General features: G+C 58.1%; 16 protein-coding genes. 13 read left to right on the forward strand and 3 right to left on the reverse strand.

Translation table 11 applies throughout. The features are described from left to right. Nucleotides 1-23 precede the first annotated feature (23 nt). The 13 genes from ilvE to SM130_RS02165 all read left to right on the forward strand — a co-directional run bounded on the left by ilvE (nucleotide 24) and on the right by SM130_RS02165 (nucleotide 13,996). Nucleotides 24-947 carry a branched-chain-amino-acid transaminase gene (gene ilvE / locus SM130_RS02105; protein ID WP_102824185.1) on the forward strand — a complete coding sequence of 308 codons (924 nt, stop codon included), beginning with the start codon at nucleotides 24-26 and terminating at the stop codon, nucleotides 945-947. 70 nt (nucleotides 948-1,017) lie between these two features. Further along, nucleotides 1,018-2,052, forward strand: a complete 1,035-nt coding sequence (waaF, locus tag SM130_RS02110) for a lipopolysaccharide heptosyltransferase II (RefSeq protein WP_102824186.1) — start codon at nucleotides 1,018-1,020, stop codon at nucleotides 2,050-2,052. After that, a complete protein-coding gene (gene waaC / locus SM130_RS02115) occupies nucleotides 2,053-3,054 on the forward strand; it encodes a lipopolysaccharide heptosyltransferase I (RefSeq protein ID WP_102824187.1) in 1,002 nt (333 codons plus the stop codon). Beyond that, entirely contained in the window at nucleotides 3,054-4,175 is a 1,122-nt protein-coding gene (locus tag SM130_RS02120; protein WP_102824188.1) for a glycosyltransferase family 4 protein, read from the forward strand. The genes waaC and SM130_RS02120 overlap by 1 nt, the downstream gene beginning before the upstream one ends. Before the next feature lie 211 nt (nucleotides 4,176-4,386). After that, nucleotides 4,387-5,193: a lipopolysaccharide core heptose(I) kinase RfaP gene (gene rfaP / locus SM130_RS02125; protein ID WP_102824189.1), complete on the forward strand. Its 807-nt coding sequence runs from the start codon at nucleotides 4,387-4,389 to the stop codon at nucleotides 5,191-5,193. Next, a complete protein-coding gene (locus tag SM130_RS02130; RefSeq protein ID WP_102824190.1) occupies nucleotides 5,193-5,927 on the forward strand; it encodes a lipopolysaccharide kinase InaA family protein in 735 nt (244 codons plus the stop codon). The genes rfaP and SM130_RS02130 overlap by 1 nt, the downstream gene beginning before the upstream one ends. Beyond that, nucleotides 5,924-6,670: a lipopolysaccharide kinase InaA family protein gene (locus SM130_RS02135; RefSeq protein ID WP_102824191.1), complete on the forward strand. Its 747-nt coding sequence runs from the start codon at nucleotides 5,924-5,926 to the stop codon at nucleotides 6,668-6,670. Before SM130_RS02130 ends, SM130_RS02135 begins: the two co-directional genes overlap by 4 nt. Then, nucleotides 6,667-8,112, forward strand: a complete 1,446-nt coding sequence (locus SM130_RS02140) for a lipopolysaccharide kinase InaA family protein (RefSeq protein WP_102824192.1) — start codon at nucleotides 6,667-6,669, stop codon at nucleotides 8,110-8,112. Before SM130_RS02135 ends, SM130_RS02140 begins: the two co-directional genes overlap by 4 nt. A gap of 12 nt (nucleotides 8,113-8,124) precedes the next feature. Next, the gene (locus tag SM130_RS02145; RefSeq protein ID WP_102824193.1) at nucleotides 8,125-9,879 is read left to right on the forward strand and encodes a carbamoyltransferase family protein; all 1,755 of its coding nucleotides are present in this window, start codon (nucleotides 8,125-8,127) and stop codon (nucleotides 9,877-9,879) included. Beyond that, entirely contained in the window at nucleotides 9,872-11,008 is a 1,137-nt protein-coding gene (locus SM130_RS02150; protein WP_256044874.1) for a glycosyltransferase, read from the forward strand. The genes SM130_RS02145 and SM130_RS02150 overlap by 8 nt, the downstream gene beginning before the upstream one ends. Beyond that, complete coding sequence (locus SM130_RS02155) at nucleotides 10,998-11,990, forward strand: glycosyltransferase family 9 protein (protein ID WP_256044873.1); 993 nt, start codon at nucleotides 10,998-11,000, stop codon at nucleotides 11,988-11,990. The genes SM130_RS02150 and SM130_RS02155 overlap by 11 nt, the downstream gene beginning before the upstream one ends. A gap of 70 nt (nucleotides 11,991-12,060) precedes the next feature. Further along, complete coding sequence (locus SM130_RS02160; RefSeq protein ID WP_102824195.1) at nucleotides 12,061-13,131, forward strand: polysaccharide pyruvyl transferase family protein; 1,071 nt, start codon at nucleotides 12,061-12,063, stop codon at nucleotides 13,129-13,131. Continuing rightward, nucleotides 13,115-13,996 carry a lipopolysaccharide core biosynthesis protein gene (locus SM130_RS02165; protein ID WP_102824196.1) on the forward strand — a complete coding sequence of 294 codons (882 nt, stop codon included), beginning with the start codon at nucleotides 13,115-13,117 and terminating at the stop codon, nucleotides 13,994-13,996. Before SM130_RS02160 ends, SM130_RS02165 begins: the two co-directional genes overlap by 17 nt. A 19-nt stretch (nucleotides 13,997-14,015) precedes the next feature. Here the strand turns inward: SM130_RS02165 and SM130_RS02170 are convergent, their stop codons facing one another. From SM130_RS02170 to SM130_RS02180, 3 genes are read right to left on the reverse strand one after another with little or no spacing between them, the layout of a single operon-like run. Beyond that, nucleotides 14,016-15,167 (reverse strand): hypothetical protein, encoded by a 1,152-nt coding sequence (locus SM130_RS02170; protein WP_102824197.1) that lies wholly within the window; start codon nucleotides 15,165-15,167, stop codon nucleotides 14,016-14,018. Nucleotides 15,168-15,209: 42 nt separating this feature from the next. Continuing rightward, complete coding sequence (locus tag SM130_RS02175; protein ID WP_102824198.1) at nucleotides 15,210-15,875, reverse strand: hypothetical protein; 666 nt, start codon at nucleotides 15,873-15,875, stop codon at nucleotides 15,210-15,212. Then, nucleotides 15,866-16,486, reverse strand: coding sequence for a hypothetical protein (locus SM130_RS02180; RefSeq protein WP_342369095.1), 621 nt, complete (start codon nucleotides 16,484-16,486; stop codon nucleotides 15,866-15,868). The genes SM130_RS02175 and SM130_RS02180 overlap by 10 nt, the downstream gene beginning before the upstream one ends. Between the last annotated feature and the right edge of the window lie 141 nt (nucleotides 16,487-16,627).

The raw sequence follows: 16,627 nt of genomic DNA on the forward strand, positions 1-16,627 counted from the left end.
CGAATTCTGAGGAGCTGGCAACGATGTCGATGGCCGATCGTGATGGCGTCATCTGGTATGACGGCGAACTGGTGCAGTGGCGCGATGCGACCACCCATGTGTTGACCCATACCCTGCACTACGGCATGGGCGTATTTGAAGGCGTGCGTGCCTACAACACACCGGACGGTACGGCGATCTTCCGTCTGCAGGCGCACACCGACCGCCTGTTCGATTCGGCACACATCATGAACATGCCGATGCCGTACTCGAAGGAAGAGATCAACGAAGCGACCCGCGCCGCGGTGCGCGAGAACAACCTGGAAAGCGCCTACATCCGCCCGATGGTGTTCTACGGAAGCGAAGGCATGGGCCTGCGCGCCAGCGGCCTGAAAGTGCATGTGATCGTGGCGGCCTGGCATTGGGGCGCCTACATGGGCGACGAAGCGCTGGAACTGGGCATCAAGGTGCGCACCAGCTCCTTCACCCGCCACCACGTCAACATCACCATGACCCGCGCCAAGTCCAACGGTGCCTACATCAACTCGATGCTGGCCCTGCAGGAAGCCATCTCCGGCGGCGCCGACGAGGCGCTGATGCTGGATCCGGAAGGTTACGTGGCCGAGGGTTCGGGCGAGAACATCTTCATCATCAAGGACGGCGTGATCTACACCCCGGAAGTCACCGCCTGCCTCAACGGGATCACCCGCGGCACGGTCCTGACCCTGGCCGCCGAACACGGCGTGAAGGTGGTCGAGAAGCGCATTACCCGCGATGAGGTCTACATCGCCGACGAAGCCTTCTTCACCGGCACCGCTGCAGAAGTGACGCCGATCCGCGAGGTTGACGGGCGCGCCATCGGTATTGGCCGTCGCGGTCCGATCACCGAAAAACTGCAGAAAGCCTATTTCGATCTGGTCTCCGGCAAGACCGCTGACCACGCCGAATGGCGGACTCTGGTCAAGTAAAGCGCTTCGGGCTGCAGGCGGCAGGCAACAGCTTTCGCCTTGCAGCCTGTAGCCTGTAGCCTGTAGCCCTATGAATATTCTGATTGTGGGACCCAGCTGGGTTGGCGACATGGTGATGGCGCAGACGCTGTTCGTCTGCCTGAAACAGCGCCATCCCGACTGTCAGATCGACGTGCTGGCGCCCGAATGGAGTCGGCCGATTCTCGAGCGCATGCCCGAGGTGCGCCAGGCGCTTAGCTTTCCGCTCGGTCATGGTGTGCTCGACATGGCAACCCGGCGCAAGGTCGCGCAAAGCCTGCGCGGTCAGTACGACCAGGCGATCCTGTTGCCCAACTCGCTGAAGTCAGCGCTGGTGCCGTTCTTCGCTGGGATCCCCAAGCGCACCGGCTGGCGCGGCGAAATGCGTTTCGGCCTGCTCAACGACATCCGTAAGCTCGACAAGCAGCGCTACCCACTGATGATCGAGCGTTTCATGGCGCTGGCGTTCGAGCCGGGTAGCGAGCTGCCCAAGCCCTATCCGAACCCCTCGCTGCGCATCGACGCCGAAACACGCGACACGGCGCTGGCGCGCTTCAGCCTGAGCCTCGATCGGCCGGTGCTGGCGCTCTGTCCGGGTGCCGAATTCGGTGAGTCCAAGCGCTGGCCGGCCGAACACTTCGCCAAGGTCGCCGAGCTGAAGATTCGCGAGGGTTGGCAGGTCTGGCTGTTCGGCTCGAAGAACGATCACCCGGTGGGTGAGGAAATTCTCGAACGGCTGATCCCGGGCCTGCGCGAGGAAGCGGTGAACCTGGCCGGCGAAACCAGCCTGGCCGAGGCGATCGATCTGCTCTCCTGCGCCGACGCGGTGGTGTCCAATGACTCCGGTTTGATGCACGTGTCGGCGGCGCTTGGGCGACCGTTGGTGGCTGTCTATGGCTCGACCTCGCCAATGTTCACCCCGCCACTTTCCGAGCAGGTCGAAGTGGTGCGTCTGGGCCTCGACTGCAGCCCCTGTTTCGAACGCACCTGCCGCTTTGGCCACAACAACTGCATGCGTGAGCTGAAGCCGCGCGCGGTGATCGAGGCGCTGGATCGCCTGGTCCCGCAGTCGCTCGAGGTACGCTGATTGAAGGTTCTGCTGGTCAAGACTTCCTCGCTGGGTGACGTCGTGCATACCCTGCCGGCGCTGACCGATGCGCAGCGGGCACTGCCCGGCATCCGGTTCGACTGGGTGGTGGAGGAGGGCTTCGCCGAGATTCCAGCCTGGCACCCGGCGGTGGCGCAGGTGATTCCGGTGGCGATTCGCCGTTGGCGCAAGCACCCGATCGATACCCTGCGCAGTGGTGAGTGGCAGCGCTTCAAGGCGCGTCTGCGCGAAAGCCGTTACGACCTGGTGATCGATGCCCAGGGCTTGCTCAAGAGCGCTTGGCTGACCCGCTACGTCAAGGCGCCTGTCGCCGGCTTGGATCGTGAATCCGCACGCGAGCCGCTGGCGACAAGGTTTTACGATCGCTGCTACGCCGTGCCGCGTGATCAGCACGCCTTGGAGCGGGTGCGCCAGCTGTTCGCGCAGGCCCTCGGTTATCCGCTGCCGGAGGGCATTGCCGACTATGGCCTGAATCGGGAGCAGATGGCTGCGCCGAGCGATCAGCCTTATCTGCTATTTCTGCATGGCACCACCTGGCCGAGCAAGCACTGGCCGGAAGCTTACTGGCGCGAGCTGGCCGAGCGCATGAGCGATTTCGGCTGGGCGATCCGCCTGCCCTGGGGCAATGCCGAGGAAAAGGCGCGGGCCGAGCGTATCGTCAGCGGCATTGCCAGCGCCGCGGTGCTGCCAAAGCTCAATCTCGCTGGTGTCGCCCGGGTGATCGCCGGTGCGCGCGCGTGCGTCGCGGTGGATACCGGTCTCGGTCATCTGGCCGCGGCGCTGGATGTGCCGAGCATTTCCCTTTATGGTCCGACCCTGCCCGGGCGGGTCGGTGCCTACGGGCGCTCGCAGGTGCACCTGTGCGCCAGCGGGCCGAATGCCGGTCGCGGTGATCGGCATAAGCCCTGTTTCGACGATCTGCGCCCTGAGCGTGTCGTCACCGAATTGAAAGCCCTGCTGCGGGCCCCGGAGTCCGTCTGATGCAACTGGCATTCATCCTCTACAAGTACTTTCCCTTCGGCGGGCTGCAGCGTGACTTCATGCGCATTGCCCTCGAATGCCAGCGGCGCGGTCATGCGGTCCGCGTCTACGCGATGATCTGGGAAGGCGACGTGCCGGACGGCTTCGAGGTGCTGATCGCCCCGGTCAAGGCGCTGTTCAACCACACCCGCAACGAGCGTTTCACTGCCTGGGTCGAGGCCGATCTGGCGCGGCGGCCGGTGGACCGGGTGATCGGCTTCAACAAGATGCCTGGGCTGGACGTGTATTACGCCGCTGACCCCTGCTTCGAGGACAAGGCGCAGACCCTGCGAAATCCGATCTACCGCCGCTGGGGTCGCTACAAGCACTTCGCTGAGTACGAGCGCGCGGTGTTTGCGCCCGAGGCGAAGACCGAAATCCTGATGATCTCCGAGGTGCAGCAGCCGCTGTTCGTCAAGCACTACGGCACGCCCGCCGAACGCTTTCACCTGTTGCCGCCGGGCATCGCCCAGGATCGCCGCGCGCCGGCCAATGCCGCGCAAATCCGTGCCGAGTTTCGCGAGGAATTCGAGGTGCGGCCCGACGAGCTGCTGCTGGTACAGATCGGTTCCGGTTTCAAGACCAAGGGTCTGGACCGCAGCCTCAAGGCGCTTGCCGCATTGCCGCACGAACTGAGTCAGCGCACCCGGCTGCTGGTGATCGGCCAGGACGATCCCAAGCCGTTCAAGCTGCAGGCCAAGGCGCTGGGCGTCTCGGGTATGGTCGCATTCCTCAAGGGACGCAGCGATATTCCGCGTTTCCTGCTGGGTGCCGATCTGCTGATCCATCCGGCGTATAACGAAAACACCGGCACTGTGCTGCTAGAGGCGCTGGTCGCCGGGCTGCCGGTGCTGGTTACCGATGTATGTGGGTACGCACATTACATCGTTGATGCCGATTGCGGGCGCGTGGTGCCTAGCCCGTTCGAGCAGGGTGTTCTCGATCGGCTGTTGGCGCAGATGCTGGCTGACGATCAGCAGCGCGCGGCCTGGAGCCGCAACGCGCTGGCCTATGGCGAAACAGCTGACCTTTATTCCATGCCGCAAAAAGCCGCCGACGTGATCCTTGGAGAGCAGGCATGAGGCCTATGACCCGCATGCCCCCACGCCGGTCGCAAGCCACAGGCTTGCCCACCGCACTCAAGAGCATCGCCTCGAGGTCGGGGCACCCACAAAAGTGGCGAGCGCCCGCTAATTCCGTTGGGGCCGCGCCATCGCGGCGATTGCAGACGGCAGGCTTGCGCCGGTTTCAAGCTCCTCGACCAGCGTTGATGCTCCAAACCGCGGAGGCTACATGCGACTGATCTTATCGGAGCCTTTCAAGAGCCTCTGGCACGGCAAGGATCCCTTCATGGAGGTGGAGCGACTGCAGGGTCAGGTCTACCGCGAGCTGGAAGGTCGTCGCACGCTGCGTACCGAAGTGGCCGGGCGCGGTTACTTCGTCAAGATTCATCGCGGTATCGGCTGGGGCGAAATCGCCAAGAACCTGCTGACGGCAAAGGCTCCCGTACTTGGCGCTGGCCAGGAGTGGCGAGCTTTACAGCGCCTGCATCAGGCTGGCGTGCCGACCATGACCGCGGTCGCCTATGGCGAGCGTGGCGGCAATCCGGCGACCCAGCATTCGTTCATTATCACCGAAGAGCTGGCACCCACCGTCAGCCTCGAAGATTTTGCCGCCGACTGGCCGGAAAATCCGCCTGCGCCTGCGCTCAAGCGTGCCCTGATCGCCGAGGTCGCAAGGATGGCCGGCACCATGCACCGCGCCGGGGTCAATCATCGCGATTTCTACATCTGCCACTTTCTGCTGCATACCGACAGGCCAGTAACGGCGAGCGATTTCCGCCTGTCGCTGATCGACCTGCACCGAGCACAAACTCGTAGCCAGACGCCTCGCCGCTGGCGCAACAAGGACTTGGCCGGGTTGTATTTCTCGGCACTTGAGATTGGCTTGACTCGCGGCGACAAGCTGCGTTTTCTACGTGACTATTTCAAGCGACCATTGCGTGAAATTCTAAGCGATGAGGCGTCGCTGCTGGTCTGGCTGCAGCAGCGGGCGGAAAAGCTGCTGGGACGCAAGCAGCGTTACGGGGGAGCGCTTTGATGGCGGGCTGGGCCCTGGACCCTGCCTACGCCGATCTACGGGACGATTTCGGCAGTCTGGAAAGCGTGTTCGCCTTGTCGGGCGAGCGTTTGACCCGTGACCCGCTATCGGAGGTCATTCGTGTCGAGCGCAATGGTGTGCGTTATTACGTCAAGCGATACTCTGGTGCGGGTAAGGGGTTGCGGCGATTTGTCGGCAGGCCGCGGGTGAAGGCCGAGTGGCAGAACCTGATGCTATTCCGTCGCTGGGGTATTCCGACGGCGCCAATCGTGGCCTACGGGCTGGAGCGGCGGGCTGGTGCTTTCGTGCGAGGTGCGTTGATCACGCGCGAGCTGGAACAGACCGACGATCTGGCGATGCTTGCCACTACTCATGATGCCCGCCTTCGTGATCCCGATTGGGTGCAGGCTATCAGTCTGCAGCTGGCGCGTTCGACTCGAGCATTGCATGAGCGAGGCTTTGCTCATAATGATCTGAAATGGCGCAACCTGCTGGTCGATCCGCAGCGTCGTCTGTACCTGATCGATTGCCCGACCGGCGCGTTTTGGCACGGCCCGTTTCTACAGCGGCGTATCGTCAAGGACCTGGCTTGCCTGGACAAGGTGGCCAAGTATCAGCTCACTCGCACTCAGCGGCTGAGGTTCTACTTGCAGTACTGCCAGCGTCCACGGCTGGCAGCCCAGGATAAGCCACGTATCCGGCAGATCTTGGATTACTTCCAGGGACGAGAATGACTGATTTCATAGCTGAGTCCGATCGCCCGTTACTCGAGTGCAGCGGCATGAGCCACTTCGATGAGCTCTGGGCTGTACAGCTCGAGGCGGTGGATGAGCCAAATATCGAACGTGGAGGATGGAGTAGCGTTTTCCGGCTCGAACTTGACGGTGCGGCCTTTTACCTCAAGCGGCAGAGCAACCATCTTACCCGCAGCCTGACCCATCCATTCGGTGAGCCCACCTTCGCCCGCGAATTTCGCAACATACGCCGCTACGCCCAGCTCGGTGTGCCCGCATTGCAGGCGAGTTTCTTCGGACAGCGCAAGGTGGCCGGCGAGCAGCGCGCCATTCTGTTGACACGTGCACTCGATGGTTGGACGGATCTGGAGGGCTGGCTGAGCCAGTGGCCTCAGCTGGCCGAGTCGCAGCGCCAAGCGATCCTCCATGCAACGGGTGAGTTGGCACGCACCCTTCACCGGGCCGGGCAAATGCATGGATGTTTCTATCCCAAGCATATTTTTCTTCGAGAGCAGGCAGGTAGCTGGCAGGCGTGCCTGATCGACCTGGAGAAGACGAGGCCTCTGCTGTTCGGCCAGCGTGACCGGATCAAGGATCTTGAGCCTCTTGTACGCCGCGCTGCCGGTATTGGCGACGACGGTGTGCGCTCTCTGCTCTCGACCTATCTTGATGACCATCGCCTTCTGGATATTTGGGTGCAGCACCTCGGGCGTCGGCGCAGAGCGAAAGAGGCGCGCGGATGAGGTTGTCCGACCTGCCCGGCACCGGGCGCCAGCCATCCTGCCCGGTGCAAGTTGTGCTGCCTGACAGCAGTGTGCTGAACATTGAACGCTGGCTACGGATTCTGCCTGGCCAGCGATATGTCGGGCGTGCCGAGTGGAATGGTCGCGCGGTGTTGGCCAAGCTGATGGTTGGCAGCAAGGCGCAGCGTCATTATCAGGCCGAGCGAGGCGGGGCCCAGCGCCTCGCCGAGCAACACCTACCGACGCCCGCTCTGTTGGCTGAGGGCTGGCATCAAGGCGAGGGTGGTTGGCTGATTTTCGATTGGATCGATGACGCTGAAAGCCTCTGGGCTGCCTGGCGCGTCGTGGAGCCTGAAAAGCTGCTTTCGCAGGGGCAGCAAAGCGTGCTTGGCGAGGCGCTCGAACTGATTGCCAGGATGCATGCGCGCGGCCTCTGGCAAGCCGATCTGCACCTCGATAACCTGCTGCGGGCAGGCGGGCGGCTCTACGTGGTCGATGGTGGCGGTGTGAAGGTGGAGACGCCTGGCGCCCCGCTATCCCGGCAAAGAGTGTTGGAAAATCTTGGCGTCTTCTTTGCTCAGTTGCCGGCAGAGATCGAGCCCTTCATTGAAGAGCTGCTGGTGCACTACCTGCTTGCCAATAGCGAGCATGCCTTGCCGCTAGAGGCGCTGCTCAAGGAAGTTCACAAGACCCGCGTCTGGCGTCTAAACGATTATCTTAAGAAGGTAACGCGCGATTGCAGCCTGTTCAGCGCGCACATCGGCGCCTTCGGCGCGCAAGTGGTTCGTCGCGAAGAGCAGGCAGCATTGCAGGCGGTGCTCGGTGATCCCAATGCATGCCTAGCCAAAGGCGTTCTGTTGAAAGACGGCGGTAGTGCGACGGTCGCCAGGGTGGCGTCGAACGGCCGATCACTACTGATCAAGCGCTACAACATCAAGAATCCACTGCATTGGCTCAAGCGCTTCTGGCGCCCGAGTCGGGCCTGGCATAGCTGGGTCGAAGGCAATCGCCTCGATTTTCTGGGAATTGCCACACCGCGCCTGCTGGCTGTAATCGAGCGCCGCTGGCTGTGGATGCGCGGCCCTGCGTGGCTGATTACCGAATTACTGCAGGGTGAAGATATAATCTCGCGTTTTCAGCCGTACCTGGATGCTTGCCCGCCCGAGCCGGAGCTATCCGCTCTGGATCAACTGTTTAACGCGCTGATTCGCGAGCGCATCAGCCACGGCGATCTTAAAGGACATAACCTGTTCTGGGAGCAGGATCGCTGGACCCTGATCGACCTTGATGCTGTGCAGCAACACAGTAACGATGCCAGCTTCGCACGTGCCTATGCCAAGGATCGTGCACGCTTTCTGCGTAACTGGCCGATCGATAGCGCCCTGTATCGGCTGCTTGACCAACGTTTACCCGCGGTGCCCGGCACCCGTATCGAAGATTAAGAGGCATTACCCGTGGCATTGACGATTCTCGGCCTTTCCGGCGCCCTCAGTCATGATCCTTCCGCCGCCCTTTACATCGACGGCAAGCTGATCGCCGCCGTTGAAGAAGAGCGCTTCGTGCGCGACAAGCATGCCAAGAACCGCATGCCCTATGAGTCCGCGAAGTTCTGCCTGGAGCAGGCTGGCATCAATCCGGCGGATGTCGACGTGGTGGCGATCCCCTTCGCACCCATCAGCATCTTCGAGAAGGCACGCTGGCACTATGCCAAGCGTTACTGGTATGCGCCCGACCGCGCGCTGGATGCCATCCTTATGGGCAACCGCCGCTACTACCGCTACAAGAAGCGCATTGAGTGGTGTCTGCAGCAGCTCGGCTTCGATCTTAAAAAGGTCAAGCTGCAGCCGGTTGAGCATCACCTGGCCCATGCCTCTAGCGCTTACCACTGCTCCGGATTTACCGAGAAGACTGCGATCCTCGGTATCGATGGTAAGGGAGAGTACGCCACTACCTTCTTCGGCTATGGTGAAAACGGAAAGATCCACAAGATCAAGGAGTTCTACGATCCGGACTCCTTGGGTGGGCTGTATGGCGCGATCACCGAATACCTCGGCTTCGAGATGCTCGACGGCGAGTTCAAGGTGATGGGCATGGCGCCCTATGGCGACGCCGCCAGGTACGATTTCTCGCGACTGGCCAAATTCGAGAACGGCGAGCTGACCATTAATACCGACTACGCGAATGTCATCGGCTTCCGTCGCTACAAGGAGAAGGGCAAGGGCTACTACTTCTCGCCGAAGCTGATCGAATGGCTGGGACCCAAGCGCGAAGGCGATATCGCCGACGACCCCTACATTCATTACGCGGCTGCCATGCAAGCGCTTTTCGAGAAGCTAGCGCTGGAGATGATGGATTATTATCTGGGGGACATCATCAAGCAGACCGGCAAGATTGCCTTTGCGGGCGGCTGCGCCCTGAACGTCAAGCTCAACCAGAAGATCATTGCCCGTAACGAGGTCAAGGAGCTCTTCGTCCAACCCGCGTCTGGTGATGCCGGTACCGCGGTTGGTGCTGCAGCCTATGTTTCGCACCAACGCGGCGTTCCCGTTGAAAAGATGGAGCACGTCTACCTTGGGCCGTCCTACTCGAACGAAGACGTGATCGCGGCCTGCGCTCGTCATCCGAACAAGCCCGTATGGCAGCAAATCGACGATGTACCTCAGCGCATAGCGAAAATCATGGTTGAGGGGAACCCGGTCGCCTGGTTTCAAGGCCGTATGGAGTTCGGCCCGCGCGCCCTTGGCGGGCGGTCTATTATCGGTTGCCCGAGCATCCCTGGCGTCGCTGATCGGATTAATGAACAGATCAAGTTTCGCGAGCGCTGGAGACCCTTCTGCCCGTCCATGCTCGATACCGTTGCGTCGCAGATGCTCAAGGTCGACCATCCGAGCCCATTTATGACATTTACCTTCGAGGTCAACGAGGGCTGGAAGGAGCGTGTCGGTGAGGTCGTTCATGAAGACGGCACCTCCCGCGCCCAGGTACTGGAGCGCCGGCATAATCCGCGCTGGTACGACCTGATGCTGGCGCTGGAGAAGCTCACCGGCAATGGCGTGTCGCTCAATACGTCTTTGAATCGCCGCGGTGAGCCGATGATCTGCTCACCGACCGATGCGCTGAACATGTTCTATGGCTCGGATCTGCAGTACCTGATCATGGAGGATGTGCTGGTGGTCAAGGGTGACGCCGAGGAACGCCTTTGTGTCTGAACGCAGGATCCTCCAGATCTGTCACGGCTATGACGGACCTTTCCTCGATTGCGCACGGCAATATGCCGTGCTATTTCAGGGGACTTCCTACAAGGTCACAACGGTCTACCTGACAGGTAGACCAAGAGAGGAGGTTGTTGAGGGGTCTGCGTCTGACGAGGTCATCTTTCTTGGTCATGACAGCAAGGCGGTCAGAGGTCTCAAGCTGGCTGCCATACGGGAAATCCGCCGCATAGCGGCCGCGCGTGATTTTGCACTGTGCATTGCGCACCGCTCCAAGCCGGCATATGTCGCGTTGCTTGGCACCAGGCTTGCCGTCATAAATGTTCATCACGCGTTCGGCGATTACGCGCGCCGCTCGCGCCGCGCGTTCAGTAACCTGTTTCGCGAGCGGCTCATGCTTCTCGGTGTGTCCAATGCCGTGCGTGACGATATTCGGCGCTGCTTGCCGACTTGGAAGGCCGACCGCATACAAACTCTCTACAACCGCCTCGATGTCGACGCGGTTCAGGCAGAGCAAGTTTGCCGTGAAGACGCGCGCCAAGTCCTTGGTCTGCCGCAGGACTCCTGGATTGTCGGTAATGTCGGACGCTTACATCCGGACAAGGATCAGGCGACGCTGATACGTGGTTTCGCGGCCGCTCGAGATCGTTTGCCGCACGGCAGTATCTTAGTCATCGTCGGGACAGGGCGCTTGGAGGCAGAGCTCAAAGCCTTGGCGGAGGCGATGGGCGTCGGCTCTTCGGTGTATTTCCTAGGGCAAATAGCCGAAGCGCGCCGGCTGTTCAAGGCTTTCGATATATTCGTCCTGAGTTCCGATCACGAACCCTTCGGTATGGTGCTGCTGGAAGCAATGGCAGCCGGGTTGCCGATCGTGAGTGCCGATTGTGGGGGGGCTCCCGAGGTCTTGGAAGGTTGTGGTGTCTTTTTCCGTCTGGGTGATGAGCGGGCGTTGTCTGACGTACTGATCAATACGTCACGGCAGGGCCCGGAAGCGCTCGCCGCTCAGCGGGAATCCATGGCTAAGGCGCTTCGCCTGCGTTTTTCAGATACAGCTGCTCGCCAGCGGTTCTGGTCTATGGAAGATGTTGTCGCGATACTGGGGAAGGCCGCTGCTAATGGAACTTGAAGAAAAAGGTGTGCCGCCGTTTAGTGTCGCTGGAATGAGCGTTGCCATACTGCCGTTCCCTGCTCTAGGTGATGTCACTATCTATCTGCGCTTGGCCTGGAACTTGTGCATGGCAGGCGCGCAGGTGCAGTTTTTCAGCAGTTTGCTGTATCCCGCGCGTGATCGCTTTACGTGGCTTGACGTGCGCCAGGACGGGAAAGAGGACCTGGTGGATGTTGCCAATCGATTCGATCTGGTTATCGCGTGTTTCGAGCGATGCTATTGCCCGTCAGTGGCATCGCAGCTCTCGAATGGCCTTGCGAATGTTGCCTTTGTGACCGCAAAGAAAATTCCTCGCAACGTTGGTGTACAAGGGCGCGAAGTCATGGTCCGCGGGCGCCGCTTCGCAGATGCGAGCACGGCGTTCTGCCGTGACTCGGACGCCGGACTCACGATGGTCGACTGGGTTGATACCTATGCTCGCGACGTGTTCGGCATATCAGTCAAGCCTGGCGGAGAACTGTTATCTCAATTGGAAGAACGGGGGAGCAGTCGTTTGGTGCTTATTTTTCCGACGACTCCTCAGCCGAAGAAGAATTACTGGCTTCTGGGTTTCAGGCTGTTAGGGCATGCAATTCGAAAGAATGGCTGGGACGTTGAATACGTCGGCGTTCCAAAAGAGCATCAGCAGCTGGAAGCGGCTTTTCCCGGCTTTGTCGTCAGGAGTTTTGTCGATATCAATGGGTTGATCGATCATGTGTCGACAGCTTCGGTGGTCATAAGTAATGACTCCGGCGGTGGACACCTGGCGTCCTTGATTGGGCTGAAAACCTTTACGATTACCAGGCGGGGGGAGCAGTTTACCTGGCGGCCAGGGTTCAATAATCTTAATACGGTGCTGCATCCCTACTATAGGTTTAAGCTCTTTGGGCGATATATCTGGCGTCCATTCGTGCCTGCTTGGCGTGTTCCATCGCAGCTGGGCCTATATCGCAAAAAGTAACGGGCGGATCGTATACGCCTACCGGACCAACCAGCTGCCTGAAGCAGTTCCCGAAGCTAATTAGAAAGCCATGTTGCAAGCCATCGTTTTTAATGACACCTCCTGTGATGAACACCATGGCTGCCAGTTCGTTATGGCTCAGCTTGGAAAGCTGAGTAAGGACGCAGGTATTCAGGTCAGGCGCTATTGTCCAAAAAACTATGATTGGGAGTCAGACCAACAGCTGATTGCGGAGATCGCTACGCTTGACCTCTGTATCGTGAATGGCGAAGGCACCATGCATCATGATGCAGGCTCGGCGCTGTCCTACGGAAGGCTCGCGCGATATTGCCGCAGTGTTGGCGTGCCTTGCTTTCTGATAAATAGTGTGTGGCAAGATAATTGCCGGCTTTTGGAATACGCCACTGACTTTGCCGCGATCTATGTGCGTGATCGAATGAGCAAAGAGGAGTTGGCCGCTTCGGGGGTAAACGCGAAGGTTGTGCCTGACCTTACTTTCACGCTTGCTCCCTCTATATCGGCTACGCGCGAAGGGCTGGTAGTCAACGGAAGCGTCCTGAAAGAGCGTCAGCTTGAAGCGCTGCGCCTAGTTTCGAGCGCGTCTATGCCGTTGCGTTACCTCAGCATACGGACATTGCCGCCTTTGCGAGTTGGGCGAGGTTTCAAACGTCTGGCTTTTCAGGGTTATATCAAACGATTGAAGCGCTACAGGCATATTGCTGAAAGCTATCTGACGCTAGGCTCTGGGTGTCTGGAAAAAAAGAGGATGGATCGGTTGCGCTGGCGACATGCGGTACTGTCCGGGGATCGGTTCCTCCGTGCCCTGGCCTCTTCAGAAGGAGTGATCACAGGGCGCTTTCATTGTGTAACGCTTTGCCTTGTCATGGGTACACCGTTCTACGCTGTGCCGTCGAATACCCATAAAATTGAGGCGTTACTTGAAGAGATAGGCTTGGAAAAGAGGGTCTTTGATTCGTATAGCGACGCATTAAATTCGTGTTCTCAACTAGCGTTTACAGAACCTGAAAAAGAGCGCATAGAAAAATTCAAGACAGACGCACGGCGAGATGCTGTGCGTATGTTCGAAGAAATTGCACAGCGGGCCGAGAGGCGTAGAGTAGATCATGACGTTATTGTTTGAGCGGCCCGAGAATACGAAAAGGTACGACGTCATCCAAAATGGTAAGTGCCTTTTCCAGACTGAAAGCCTGAGCGCGTGCAAGAGTACCCGTAAGGGTGCTGCAATTATCATTGCTTCAGGCCCTTCGGTAAAAAACTTTCCGATTGAACGTTATAGTCATATGCCTATGTTTGCAGTCAATGGATCGTTGGCTGCTTTCAAAGCGGCGGATGTGCGCCCCTACTTTTATGTCTGCGACGACCCTAATTACGGTGACGCGAAAAGCGAAGTGGTTATCGAGGCGGCAGAGTTTTCAGAAAACGTTGCCTTAAGCCCATCTGTTCTGGATCAGGTATTGAAGCATCACGAGGAGTTTCGTCCCGGAAATAGCCCCTTGTACCTTGTGGAGCGACTGAACCGTCCGTGGCATGGGAGGGCGATGTCGGACCGCCGGTTCTCCTGGTCCGTTCGCCGTGATCCCGATCTGATGTGCCGGTTCTCCCTCTGGTCGAAGAAAGCCAATCGCATCGGCTTTAGCAAAAATATAGAAAAGGGTTATTTCTGTGCTCGGACGGTTCCATACGTTGCGATTCAGTTGGCTTATCATCTCGGCTTTAGCCATGTCGTTCTGGTTGGCGTAGATCTGAGTTCGGGGGCCGGTCGCTTCTATGAAGAGGGCGAGGCCCCTATGCGTAGCGCATTGGATGATGATTACGAGGCGCTCATATTGCCCAGCTTTAAATATATGTCCCGAACTTTTAGGCGGACGTCAGAGTTCAAAGTGTATAATCTATTTTCGAGCAGTCGCCTGCCCAAGTCGGTCATTCCGCGGCTTGAACGATTGAATGACCTTGACGAGTTGCTCAAGAAAATATCGCTGGCGTGATCGGGCGGACTTTTTATTGCTACCGTTTAAGTCCGGCTATGCTTAAGAGTCTGCGTGCCAGCTTCTTTGGTTTGCTGAGTTTCTTTTCTGCCAGCAGCGTTTTCTGTTTCGCAATGTAGCGCTCAACTTTAATCTCCAGACCCGCCAGCTTTTCGAGGTTTCCGTTCGCTCGCGCTGAAAGCACGACGTCGAAGAAGAACATGAAGTCGCTTTTCTTTTCAAGAGTTATCGAGGTAACTTGCTCTTTCGTTAATTCGGTCACGTGAAAGATTGGTGGGCAGCTTCCTAGCTCTGCGATGAACATCGTTTTTGTTCTTATGCACTTGGTGCATTGCCCGCAGTTATCTGGGCGGGATTTATAGTTTTTGCAGAAAGAGACCGTGTTCAGAGCAATCGGGTGCGCAGAGATTGCCGATATTTTTTGGATTCGACTGAGATTGGCTTCGGCAGTCTCCAGTTTGAAATTTTCGGAAGCGAAATACTCGTTTGTTACATGATTACTTCCCCAAGGCGAGATGAGCATGTCCTGCTCCCATGTGCAGTCCGAGGCTATAACGCCTTTTTTGAAATGCCCTGAAAACAGGAACAGAATACTGGCCAGCAGAAAACCATGGCTGTAACTCAACGGGGCAACGTACTCAGCAGCGTTAGTTTTCACTGAGGCGCTTTCGTAGGCTAACTCCTGAATAAGCGGAAGACCTTTTGCCATCAGGCTTTCAAAGCGAGCGTCGTCTCTCGCTTTATAATCCATGCCATGAACCGTGACGGCAAGATTGCCGTTGCCCGCCTTGCCTCGTTTGATCATGGCATGCGTTGAATCAATGCCGCCGGAAAATAGGATGACCTCAGATGCTCGTTCTTGAGCCGGGGCTGTGGGCATGCAGTGGTCGGCCGTAACCTTTATGGGGGAGTAAAGGCCCGGCACCCACATGGCCCATATATAGGATAGCTTTTCAGCGTTGCGGGCAACGACGGGATCAATGGTTCCTCTGATGTGGAGATCTTTGCCGCATTTCATTGCTATTGGCAAGAGCATCCATACGGCGAAGTCATCGCTGACGTGCTCTATATCGAAGCCTGTTGTTTCTAGGTAGATGCTGATGCTGTCGGTGTTCAGCTCAATTCTGTTAGGTGTGCTCTTGTTGATTTGCAATTCTATAGTATTTGTCATGTCTCGATCTTGGCTGGGAAGCTATCAGTTAGTGTGCAATATTTAGCGATACCGTTCAGCAATATTCTTTAATGCGGGTCCGATGTGCTCAATGGTTGTTCCGGTGCTTTCCAGCCATCCCCGGCATACGCCCATAACTGTAAGCGGAAATTCCCCTACTCCGAGGTTTCTTGCGACAAGGAAACGATGGTCTGCGCTCGCGCTTTTGACGAGTACGCCGCTGCTCAGAATGAATGCGGTTCCGGTATCCGATCCGGCTCTTTCAACGTAACCGTCCCTTCGCATGCTTGCTACCAGCTCCCAGACGTAGGTCTCGAAGAATTTATTCAGCTCGTCTTGGCTGGTTATCTTGATACCTTTATGTCGTGTCTTTCCCTTGGTTGTCAGCTCGGTAAGCAGAGATCGATACCACAGCGAATCGGAGTAATGGTTGGAGAACAGAAGGTCTTTTACTCTCCTGTCTTTCTCAAGCAGCTCAACCGGTATTAGCGAGGGGAGAGCGTCGTCGTCTAGAACGAAGGGGTGATAGCGTGTGCAGAGCTGGCTGGCACCCTTTCTAATCAGCTTTGGGAAGCCTTTAAGCTTCTGTTCAATGGTTTTGCTAAGTGGAAATTTTGACCCGGCGTGATGAGTTACCTTGCGCGGATCAATACGCAGTACGAGGGCTTGGCCTAGCTGCAGTTTCGCTTTTGTCTGAGTCAGGTACATTTTGGGGTGACGGCCGCAGGGTTGCTGTATATGTGCGTTTTCAAGAATGCTTCTATCGCTTCTATCTCTGCCTCTGCGTTTATTGGCATTGCGCCGACCGCAGAGTTCAGGTCAACCGCATAGCCGCGTAGCTGTTGCCGAATGCAGCTTCCTATGCGGTCAGGTTGTACGCCCGCGCGCAAGAACTCATCTTCAGTAGCTGGTGCCTTGACAGGCAGTTGAAGTACGTTTTCCGTGCTGATGCCAAAGGCGCCATGGACATCCTCATGACCCGATTCGACCAAGGATCGCGCCATGCAAATGCCTAGGGGGCGGGGGCCGATTCCTGCCTTGTATAGCCGCTCCGTTGCAACGTACAACTCGGCGGCACGGCGTGCTGCCGTCTTTGCGTAAACGTTTCGCCAGTCTTGCCAGGTGTAAGGGCTGTCATTGCCAGCAGAGCTATCAGGGTCAGTCGCGGTTTCACAAGTCTGTCGGGAGGGTACGCCGGTAAATCGGCAATCCAGGCGCCCCTGCGACGAATGCAGAAATTTGCAGCGAAGGGCAGGTATCCAATAGGCCCATGCACCGCTCACGTAGTCGAAACGCTTGCCGTCTACGTACAGAAGCATGCGCTGATCGCGTCGCCACGGCATCCATCTCTTCGGTGGGCGAAATTCGATTAGGTCGAATATTGTTATCTCTGGACTGTCAAGTTGTGGGGGCATTCGCACTGCCTTGTTTTTTCGTTACAATTGTTCTCAAAGGGACGG

Origin of the sequence: Stutzerimonas stutzeri, assembly GCF_038561965.1 — a bacterium.
GTDB classification, from domain to species: Bacteria; Pseudomonadota; Gammaproteobacteria; order Pseudomonadales; family Pseudomonadaceae; genus Stutzerimonas; species Stutzerimonas stutzeri_AA.